Source organism: Streptomyces sp. NH27 (assembly GCF_056859195.1).
Genome location: NZ_JACEGK010000334.1, coordinates 1 through 8,751 on the forward strand (window position 1 = coordinate 1; position 8,751 = coordinate 8,751).

Annotated in this window: 12 protein-coding genes and 1 pseudogene; 8 read left to right on the plus strand and 5 right to left on the minus strand. The window is 70.5% G+C overall.

The window, feature by feature from the left end:
* Positions 1-453 precede the first annotated feature (453 nt).
* From AC13HU_RS24480 to AC13HU_RS24505, 6 genes are all read left to right on the plus strand, one after another.
* Complete coding sequence (locus AC13HU_RS24480) at positions 454-1,011, plus strand: 2-oxo-4-hydroxy-4-carboxy-5-ureidoimidazoline decarboxylase (protein ID WP_483044097.1); 558 nt, start codon at positions 454-456, stop codon at positions 1,009-1,011.
* A gap of 168 nt (positions 1,012-1,179) precedes the next feature.
* On the plus strand, positions 1,180-1,560 hold the full coding sequence (gene sdhC / locus AC13HU_RS24485; protein ID WP_202235655.1) for a succinate dehydrogenase, cytochrome b556 subunit: 381 nt from the start codon (positions 1,180-1,182) through the stop codon (positions 1,558-1,560).
* Positions 1,561-1,566: 6 nt separating this feature from the next.
* Positions 1,567-2,049 (plus strand): succinate dehydrogenase hydrophobic membrane anchor subunit, encoded by a 483-nt coding sequence (locus tag AC13HU_RS24490; RefSeq protein WP_483044098.1) that lies wholly within the window; start codon positions 1,567-1,569, stop codon positions 2,047-2,049.
* 28 nt (positions 2,050-2,077) lie between these two features.
* A complete protein-coding gene (sdhA, locus tag AC13HU_RS24495; protein ID WP_483044099.1) occupies positions 2,078-3,832 on the plus strand; it encodes a succinate dehydrogenase flavoprotein subunit in 1,755 nt (584 codons plus the stop codon).
* Positions 3,832-4,605 carry a succinate dehydrogenase iron-sulfur subunit gene (locus AC13HU_RS24500; protein WP_483044100.1) on the plus strand — a complete coding sequence of 258 codons (774 nt, stop codon included), beginning with the start codon at positions 3,832-3,834 and terminating at the stop codon, positions 4,603-4,605. The genes sdhA and AC13HU_RS24500 overlap by 1 nt, the downstream gene beginning before the upstream one ends.
* 316 nt (positions 4,606-4,921) lie before the next feature.
* Positions 4,922-5,281: a hypothetical protein gene (locus tag AC13HU_RS24505; RefSeq protein WP_483044101.1), complete on the plus strand. Its 360-nt coding sequence runs from the start codon at positions 4,922-4,924 to the stop codon at positions 5,279-5,281.
* Between the two features lie 102 nt (positions 5,282-5,383).
* Here the strand turns inward: AC13HU_RS24505 and AC13HU_RS24510 are convergent, their stop codons facing one another.
* From AC13HU_RS24510 to AC13HU_RS24520, 3 genes are all read right to left on the minus strand, one after another.
* Positions 5,384-5,686 (minus strand): DUF4132 domain-containing protein, encoded by a 303-nt coding sequence (locus AC13HU_RS24510; RefSeq protein WP_483044105.1) that lies wholly within the window; start codon positions 5,684-5,686, stop codon positions 5,384-5,386.
* Positions 5,687-5,801: 115 nt separating this feature from the next.
* Positions 5,802-6,194, minus strand: coding sequence for a hypothetical protein (locus AC13HU_RS24515; protein ID WP_483044102.1), 393 nt, complete (start codon positions 6,192-6,194; stop codon positions 5,802-5,804).
* Positions 6,195-6,246: 52 nt separating this feature from the next.
* Complete coding sequence (locus AC13HU_RS24520; RefSeq protein ID WP_483044106.1) at positions 6,247-6,696, minus strand: MarR family winged helix-turn-helix transcriptional regulator; 450 nt, start codon at positions 6,694-6,696, stop codon at positions 6,247-6,249.
* A gap of 213 nt (positions 6,697-6,909) precedes the next feature.
* On the opposite strand from AC13HU_RS24520, the gene AC13HU_RS24525 reads away from it, so the two are divergent.
* The gene (locus AC13HU_RS24525) at positions 6,910-8,133 is read left to right on the plus strand and encodes an MFS transporter (RefSeq protein WP_483044103.1); all 1,224 of its coding nucleotides are present in this window, start codon (positions 6,910-6,912) and stop codon (positions 8,131-8,133) included.
* A 46-nt stretch (positions 8,134-8,179) separates the two neighbouring features.
* On the opposite strand, the gene AC13HU_RS24530 is transcribed toward AC13HU_RS24525, so the two are convergent.
* The gene (locus AC13HU_RS24530; protein WP_483044104.1) at positions 8,180-8,317 is read right to left on the minus strand and encodes a hypothetical protein; all 138 of its coding nucleotides are present in this window, start codon (positions 8,315-8,317) and stop codon (positions 8,180-8,182) included.
* Between AC13HU_RS24530 and AC13HU_RS24535 the strand changes: the two genes are divergently transcribed.
* On the plus strand, positions 8,282-8,437 hold the full coding sequence (locus AC13HU_RS24535; protein WP_483044107.1) for a hypothetical protein: 156 nt from the start codon (positions 8,282-8,284) through the stop codon (positions 8,435-8,437). The genes AC13HU_RS24530 and AC13HU_RS24535 overlap by 36 nt on opposite strands.
* Here the strand turns inward: AC13HU_RS24535 and AC13HU_RS24540 are convergent.
* Positions 8,428-8,508, minus strand: a pseudogene (locus tag AC13HU_RS24540) (DNA-binding response regulator); the annotation flags it as partial. The gene AC13HU_RS24535 and the pseudogene AC13HU_RS24540 sit on opposite strands and share 10 nt — an antisense overlap.
* Positions 8,509-8,751 lie beyond the last annotated feature (243 nt).

The following is an 8,751-nucleotide window of genomic DNA, read 5'->3' on the forward strand; positions in this document are numbered from 1 at the left end:
CCGCGCTCACCGCGGTCTCCAGATCCACGTCCGGTCCCCGCCCCCTCGACCCCCTGGTCCCTCGCGAACAGGCACCATCCTGCCCCATGACCGCCGGTGACACTTTCGGTCGCGCATACGCCGTACAAGTCGGCGGCCGGGGACGCTCCTGTGGGGGGAGGCGGCCCCCGGCCGTCGTCATACCGGACCGACCGGACCGCTCACGCCGGTCACGCCGACCGAACCAGCCGCACCACTCGCGCCGGTCACACCGCGCCCGCTTCCGACCGTTCCACCTCCCCACCTGATCGCGCCGCGCCCGAACCTGCCGCGCGACCCGCGCTCGTACGGGTGAATTCACGTATCGGGCCAACCGATCGGGCCGCAGCCGCGTCTACAGTTGCCGTGCCCTCCGTAACGCCCCCCGTAACGCGCCTCGCCCCGCGCCCCGAACCGCGCGCCGTACCACCCACCGTGCCGGCGCGCCCGCATCGTGATCCAGGAGCCCCGCTGTCCAGCGACACGCCGCCCGAGGGGCTGAGCCTGCTCAACCGCGTGCCGACCGCCGACGCCGAGGCGGCCCTGCGCACCTGCTGCGGCTCGCACCGCTGGGCCCGCCGGATGGCCGCCCACCGCCCCTATCCGACGGTGGACGCGCTGCTCGCCGCGGCCGACGAGGCGGCGTACGACCTGGCACCCGCCGATGTCGCCGAGGCGCTCCAGGGCGAGGACACCACCGCGCTGCCGGACCGCGGCGGCCTCGCCGTCCACACCGCGCTGCGCGCCGCGCACGCCGCCTACGAGGCCAGGTTCGGCCACGTCTTCGTGATCGCGCTGGAGGCGGCCGACCCGGGCGCCGCCCTGGACCAGACCATGGCCAGCCTGCGCGCCCGGCTCGGCCACGACGCGGACCACGAGTCGGCCGTCACCGCCGAGCAGTTGAGGCGGATCGCCCGGGCCCGGCTGCTGCGCCTGGCGGCGCGCCCCGGCGGCCTCCGGGCGTCCGCGCTGGTGGACGCGCGCAGGCCGTAGGGCCTGTCGCGTTCACCCGACCGTGCGGGATCGATCACACAAGCACTACCCCGCAGTACGAGGCACAGGTCACGTCGCTACGATGGCCGGGGCCGGTGGACCGTACCCGGCCGGGCGTGACCGACAAGAAGCCGGCAGCCCTCATACCGCTCCCGGAGGGTTTTTTCCGTGCCGGCTGGAACGCTGTACCGCGGCCGGGAAGGCATGTGGTCGTGGGTGGCTCATCGAGTCACCGGTGTCCTCATCTTCTTCTTCCTGTTCGTCCACGTCCTCGACACCGCACTCGTGCGCGTCTCCCCCGAGGACTACGACAAGGTCGTGGCGACCTACAAGACGCCCATCGTCAGCCTGCTGGAATACGGCCTGGTGGCCGCGATCCTCTTCCACGCGCTGAACGGTCTGCGGATCATCGCCGTCGACTACTGGACCCAGGGCCCCCGCTACCAGAAGCAGATGTTCTGGACCGTGATGGGCCTGTGGATCGTCCTGATGCTCGGCGCGATCTACCCGGTACTCGGCCACGCCGCCCGAGTCCTGTTCGGGAGCTGACGACCCATGGCCACTGAAGTCTCCCCCAAGGACGCCGTCGAACTGACCGGCTCCAGCATCTCCTACAGCCCGGAGAACCCGGCGCCGGTGATCGAGCCGCCGCGGACCCGGACCAAGCGCACCCCGCGCCGCGGCCGCACCAACTTCGAGCTGTACGGCTGGCTGTTCATGCGGCTGTCCGGCGTGGTGCTGGTGGTGCTGGTCCTCGGCCACCTGCTGATCCAGCTGGTGCTGGACGGCGGTGTCACCAAGGTCGGCTTCGCGTTCGTCGCGGGCCGCTGGGCCTCGCCGTTCTGGCAGTACTGGGACCTGGCCATGCTCTGGCTGGCCATGCTGCACGGCGGCAACGGCCTGCGCACGGTCATCAACGACTACGCCGAGCAGCCGAACACCCGCGTCTGGCTCAAGACGCTGCTGTTCACCGCTGTCGCGTTCACCATCGCGCTCGGGTCGCTGGTGATCTTCACCTTCGACCCGAACATTCGCTAGGCCAGGGCCGGACAGGGAAGCGACCCCCATGCAATTCCACACGTACGACACCGTCATCGTCGGCGCGGGCGGCGCCGGTATGCGCGCCGCCATCGAGTCGACCAAGCGCAGCCGCACCGCCGTCCTGACCAAGCTCTATCCGACCCGGTCCCACACCGGCGCGGCCCAGGGCGGCATGGCTGCCGCCCTGGCCAACGTCGAGGAGGACAACTGGGAGTGGCACACCTTCGACACGATCAAGGGCGGTGACTACCTGGTCGACCAGGACGCCGCCGAGATCCTGGCGAAGGAGGCCATCGACGCGGTCCTCGACCTGGAGAAGATGGGCCTGCCGTTCAACCGGACGCCCGAGGGCCGGATCGACCAGCGCCGCTTCGGCGGCCACACCCGCAACCACGGCGAGGCCGCGGTGCGCCGCTCCTGCTACGCCGCGGACCGCACCGGCCACATGATCCTCCAGACGCTCTACCAGAACTGCGTCAAGGAGGGCGTGGAGTTCTTCAACGAGTTCTACGTCCTGGACCAGTTGCTCGTCGAGGTCGACGGCGTGCGCCGGTCGGCCGGCGTGGTGGCGTACGAACTGGCCACCGGCGAGCTGCACGTCTTCCAGGCGAAGGCGGTGATCTACGCGTCGGGCGGCACCGGCAAGTTCTTCAAGGTGACCTCCAACGCGCACACCCTCACCGGTGACGGCCAGGCCGCGATCTACCGGCGCGGGCTGCCGCTGGAGGACATGGAGTTCTTCCAGTTCCACCCGACGGGCATCTGGCGGATGGGCATCCTGCTCACCGAGGGCGCCCGCGGCGAGGGCGGCATCCTGCGCAACAAGGACGGTGAGCGCTTCATGGAGAAGTACGCGCCCGTCATGAAGGACCTCGCCTCGCGTGACGTCGTCTCCCGCGCGATCTACACCGAGATCCGCGAAGGGCGCGGCTGCGGCCCCGAGGGCGACCACGTCTACCTCGACCTGACGCACCTGCCGCCGGAGCAGCTGGACGCGAAGCTGCCGGACATCACCGAGTTCGCCCGCACCTACCTGGGCATCGAGCCGTACACCGACCCGATCCCGATCCAGCCCACCGCGCACTACGCGATGGGCGGCATCCCCACCAACGTGCAGGGCGAGGTGCTCTCCGACAACACCACCGTGGTGCCGGGCCTGTACGCGGCCGGCGAGGTGGCCTGTGTCTCCGTGCACGGCGCGAACCGGCTGGGCACCAACTCGCTGCTGGACATCAACGTCTTCGGCCGCCGCTCCGGCATCGCCGCCGCGGAGTACGCCCACGCCAGCGACCTGGTGCCGCTGCCGGAGAACCCGGCCGAGCGGGTCGAGGCGCAGGTCGAGCGGCTGCGCAACTCCACCGGCAACGAGCGGGTCGCCGTACTGCGCCTGGAGCTCCAGGAGTGCATGGACGCCAACGTGATGGTCTTCCGTACCGAGCAGACCATCAAGACCGCGGTGGAGAAGATCGCCGAGCTGCGCGAGCGCTACCTCAACGTCTCCATCCAGGACAAGGGCAAGCGGTTCAACACCGACCTGCTGGAGGCGGTCGAGTTGGGCAACCTGCTCGACCTCGCCGAGGTCATGGCGGTCTCCGCGCTGGCCCGCAAGGAGTCCCGCGGCGGCCACTACCGTGAGGACTTCCCCACCCGCGACGACGTCAACTTCATGCGGCACACGATGGCGTACCGCGAGGTGGACGCGAACGGCACCGAGTCGATCCGCCTCGACTACAAGCCGGTCGTGCAGACCCGCTACCAGCCGATGGAGCGTAAGTACTGATGAGCACCCCGACGGTCGACAAGCACTCGGCGGCCCTGGACGCGGCCGAGGTCACCGGAGCGCACCTGATCGCGATCACCCTGCGGGTGCGCCGGTTCAACCCGGAGGTCTCCGCCGAGGCCGAGTGGGTCGACTACCAGATCCAGGTCGACCCCAAGGAGCGCGTGCTGGACGCGCTGCACAAGGTCAAGTGGGAGATCGACGGGTCGCTGACCTTCCGCCGCTCGTGCGCGCACGGCGTGTGCGGCTCGGACGCGATGCGGATCAACGGGAAGAACCGGCTGGCCTGCAAGACGCTGATCAAGGACGTCAGTCCGGAGAAGCCGATCACCGTCGAGGCGATCAAGGGCATGACGGTGCTCAAGGACCTCGTGGTCGACATGGACCCGTTCTTCCAGGCGTACCGCGACGTGATGCCGTTCCTGATCACCACGGGCAACGAACCGACCCGCGAGCGGCTCCAGTCCTCCGCGGACCGCGAGCGGTTCGACGACACCACGAAGTGCATCCTGTGCGCCGCGTGCACGTCGGCCTGCCCGGTCTTCTGGAACGACGGGCAGTACTTCGGCCCAGCCGCGATCGTCAACGCGCACCGGTTCATCTTCGACTCCCGCGACGAGGGCGGTGAGCAGCGGCTGGAGATCCTGAACGACAAGGACGGTGTCTGGCGCTGCCGCACCACCTTCAACTGCACGGACGCCTGCCCGCGCGGCATCGAGGTGACGAAGGCGATCCAGGAAGTCAAGCGCGCCCTGATCACCCGCCGCTTTTAACCTTTCCGACGCGTCGGGCCCCGCTTCCGCCAGGAAGCGGGGCCCGACCGTTTTCGGGCTCCTGTGCTGGACAGGTCGTCAGGAACCAACCGACGCCGGAGATCGGCTTCATCCGCTCAGCATCACGCCGCATCAGCAAACAGCCACGTGAGACGTCCTCTTAGGTCGGGAACTCGCGAACCCGGTCGTACATGACATCACGCCCTTCGGGTGTGGTTTAGTTGATCGGAACAGCCGGGCAGAACCAGGAGGCGAAGGCCCGGAATGGTCGTCACAACGGGGGTGGACCGTGTTCCGAAAATCAGTGTTGCCGAAGATGGCAGCCGTACTGTTATGCGCACTCTGTGTCGGCACGCTCGGGGGGTGCGGCGGCGGAGGAAACGGCCAGCAGACGAAGATGGTCGAAGCACTCAAAAAGTACTATGGAGCCGACGGATACACCGACATGCAAGGCCGGCAGATCAAAGGCAACGTCTACACCAAACGCATGAAGTGCTATGCCGATGTCCTGGCGCACTACGCCTCGCCTGCCGATCTGAAGAGTTGGCTCTCCGGCCGCATTGTCTACTTCGAGATACGCATCAACGACAGAGATGCCTTCCTGAAAAAGGCCGACGCCTGCACGAAGTTCGAGCACGGCTTTGCCCCCAACTATCCTGAAGGGGAAAAGATGTAGAGGATGTCCCACGCGGCTGCTTTCTGATGCCGGAGTCGTTCTGCGTCTCGCCCGCATGCAGCACAAGAGCCCGCTTTCACATCCTCTGCGGCAACTCACGGCTCACAGCTGACTCAAGATCGTCGGATCGGTGATTTCTGTGTCCTGGGCGAGCAGCATCGCCTTGCTGAGGATCACCGCGAGGGTGCCGATCAGCGGGTGGTCGACGCAGTGCGCGCGCCATGCGGCGTACGCCCAGGCGCGGCGGGACAGGAGCTGCCGGTCCAGCCGCTCGGCCCGCGCGCTGAGCATCTTATCGATGTCCTTCGCGCCGGCCTTCAACTCGGCAACCAGCTGGGGCTGTTCCCGCTTCAGTGGCGCGGGCGGGCGCTGGACGGCCTTGCCCGCGGCGTTGCGCCAGGTCAGCGCCGCGGCCCGCCGCTCTGCTCGGCCGCCTGCACCAGCACGTCGGCCAGTGAGCCGACGTCCCGCTCGGCGACGTGCCGCCGGGCCGCCGCCACGAGTTCGCCGAAGACCGCCGTCAGCCACCCACCAGCGGCGCGAGCTTGAGGAAGACCACTTCGGTGCCGAGCGGCAGGTCCATCTCCTGGTCCCACTCCTCGACCTGGCGGTCCCCGACCAGCACCAGGAAACCGTTGCTGCCGAAGGCGGTGCGCGCCAACTCGTACTGCCGCTCGGGATCGATCCGGCGCGGGGTGCCCAACCGGTAGCCGTTCAGAGCCACTTCGGTGTCGGACGGCTGGACGAGGCCGCGGAAGACCTCCATCCCGGCCGCGTTGTACTCCGCGACCTCCTGGAAGACCCTCCTGCGTATCAACTCCCCTCCCGTCAGCCGCTCTTCCGCGATCTCCAGCCCCCGGGAGCCGCTCCGCCCACCGGATGTCGTCTCGTCGACGAAGGTCACCGTTGCCATGAAGGTGACCCTAGGCGCCCCCACCGACAGCGGGCGCCGGGTCCGGAAGGTCCTACGTGGCCTCGGCGACAACCATGATCCGGCGCAACAGGTCTGACAGGGTACGGCGTTCGGCCACGCTGAGGGTGCCCAGCAGGCGGTACTCCTCGTGCCCGACGACGTCCAGGGCGCCGAGCCACGCGGCCCGGCCCTCGTCGGTGAGCTCGACGTCGACGCGGCGGCGGTCCTCGGCGGAGTGGCTGCGGCGTACGAACCCGCGCTGCTCCAGGCCGTCCAGGCGCCCGGTGATCGAGGCGGGGGCCAGCTTCAGATCGGCGGCGAGCTCGGAGGGCACGGCGCGGCCGCCGCGGCCGGCGAGGGTGTGCAGCGTGTCGTGTTCGTGCTTGTGCAGGCCGAAGTCGGCCAGCGAGCGCTCCCTGACCCTGCGCAGGTGGTCGGTGAGGGCGTTGGCCCGGGTGACCGCGCCCTCGATGTCCGGGTCGAGGCCGTCCAGCACCGGCATCCAGCGCTCGACGTGCCCGTCGGTCCGGTCCCGGGCGGGGTCGCCGGCGGGTGCCGGCCGGGCGGCGGACGTGGACCGTCCGGCGGACGAAGGCTCCGGGGGCCGGGGGGCGGCGGCAGGCGTCATGACCGCGATCCTATGCCGGGCACCCGCAGCCCATCGGCAGCTAATTATTCGTTGACGAAAGATTCGTCGCCGAAATACTCTGCGGGCGTGACGCACCCCCTCCGGCTCCGCGCCTTCCGCCTCCTGTTCACCGGACGCACCCTGTCCGCGCTCGGCGACGCCGTCGTGCCCGCCGCCCTGGCCATCGCCATCAGCCGCGCCACCGGCTCGCCCTCCGCGCTCGCCCTCGTGCTGGGCTGCGCGATGGTGCCGCGGCTGCTGCTCCTACCGTTGGGCGGTGTTCTCGCCGACCGACTGGACGCCCGCAAGGTCGCCCTCGCCACCGACCTGGTCCGGTGCGCCGCGCAGCTCCTGGTGGGTCTCGAACTCATCGGCGGGGCACCGCGGTTGGCGCACATCGCCGTGGCCGAGGCGGTCGGCGGCATCGCCTCCGCGTTCGCGATGCCGACCACCGCGCCCCTGATCAACGGCACCGTGGGCGCCGCCGGCCTGCTGCGGGCCAACGCGCTGACCGCGTCGGCCGCGAACGCCACCCGGCTGGCCGGCCCGGCCGTAGCCGGCGCCCTGATCTTCACCGCCGGGCCCGGCTGGGCATTCGTCCTGGACGCGGCCACCTTCGCCGCGAGCGCCTCGACACTCGCGCTGATCCGGGTGCGCCGGGAGCGGATACCCCGGCGCTCGATGCGCGCGGACCTCGTCGAGGGCTGGAGCGAGGTGCGCTCTCGCGACTGGTACTGGACCAGCCTGGTGGCACACGGCATCTGGAACGGCGCCGCGGCCGTCATGGCCACGCTCGGCCCGCTCGTCGCGCACCGCAGGGCCGGCGGCGACGGCATGTGGGTCGCGGTCCTGGAAGCCGGCTCGGTCGGGCTGCTGCTCGGATCGCTGCTCGCCTCCCGCGCCCGGCTGAGCCGCCCGATCCTCACCGGCAACCTCGGCCTGGCCTGCTACGCACTGCCGCTGGCCCTGCTCGCCGCCGGCGCGCCCGCATGGCTGCTGGTCGCTTCCTACGGCGTCGCCCTGGCCGCGCTCGGCTTCCTGACCCCGGTCTGGGAGACCTACGTGTATGCCTCCGTGCCCGCAGGGGTGCTCGCCCGCGTCACCTCCTACGACTGGCTGCTGTCGATGGCCGCGATGCCCGTCGGGTACGCCGCCGCGCCGCTGGCCGCCGGCTCCTTCGGCCCGGGCGCACCCCTGTACGTCTCGGCCGCGCTCGTCGCCGCCGCGTGCCTGGGCACGGCCGCGGTGCCCGGCGTCCGCGCCGCCCGCGCGCTGCCCGCCCCGGCCGCCCCGGCCGTGCCGGCCGCGTGACAGACGCACGGCCGGACGTACTCCGGCCGGCCACCGCCCCGCCGACTCAACGCGCGCTACGCGGGGGCGAGTTGCCGGCTGACCGCGCGGGCCGCGTGACCCGTACGGTCAGGCCGCGACCGGGCGCGGTCTCCACCGTGACCTGGCCGTGGTGGGCCTGGACCAGCGCGTGCACGACGGGCATGCCGAGGCCGGCGCCGCCGGTGTCGCGGGCCCGGTCGGGGGCGGTCCGAGCCGGTCCAACTTCCTTCGCAGATACGGGATGTACGTCTCGACGACGGTGGAGGACACCACGCTGTCGTAACGCCAGACGTGCTGGAGGAGTTGTTCCTCGGTGAGGACGCGGCCGGCGTCGCGCAACGGGTGCCGCAGCAAGTTGTACTCGGTGGGGGTGAGTTCGACCGGTTGTCCGGCTCGGCGGACGGTGTAGGTGACTCGTCCAGTTCCAGGTCGCCGTGCCGCAGCACCCGCGTGGCGGCCGGCGGGTCGCGGCGGGCGGACGGCGGCGCGGCGGGCGGACGGCGGCGAACTTTGGAGTTCCTTGAGAGAACGCGGTTCGGCTTGGTGACGGGGTGCGCGGCCACGGACGCTGAGGGGACAGGCAGTTCGGGGTTCGGA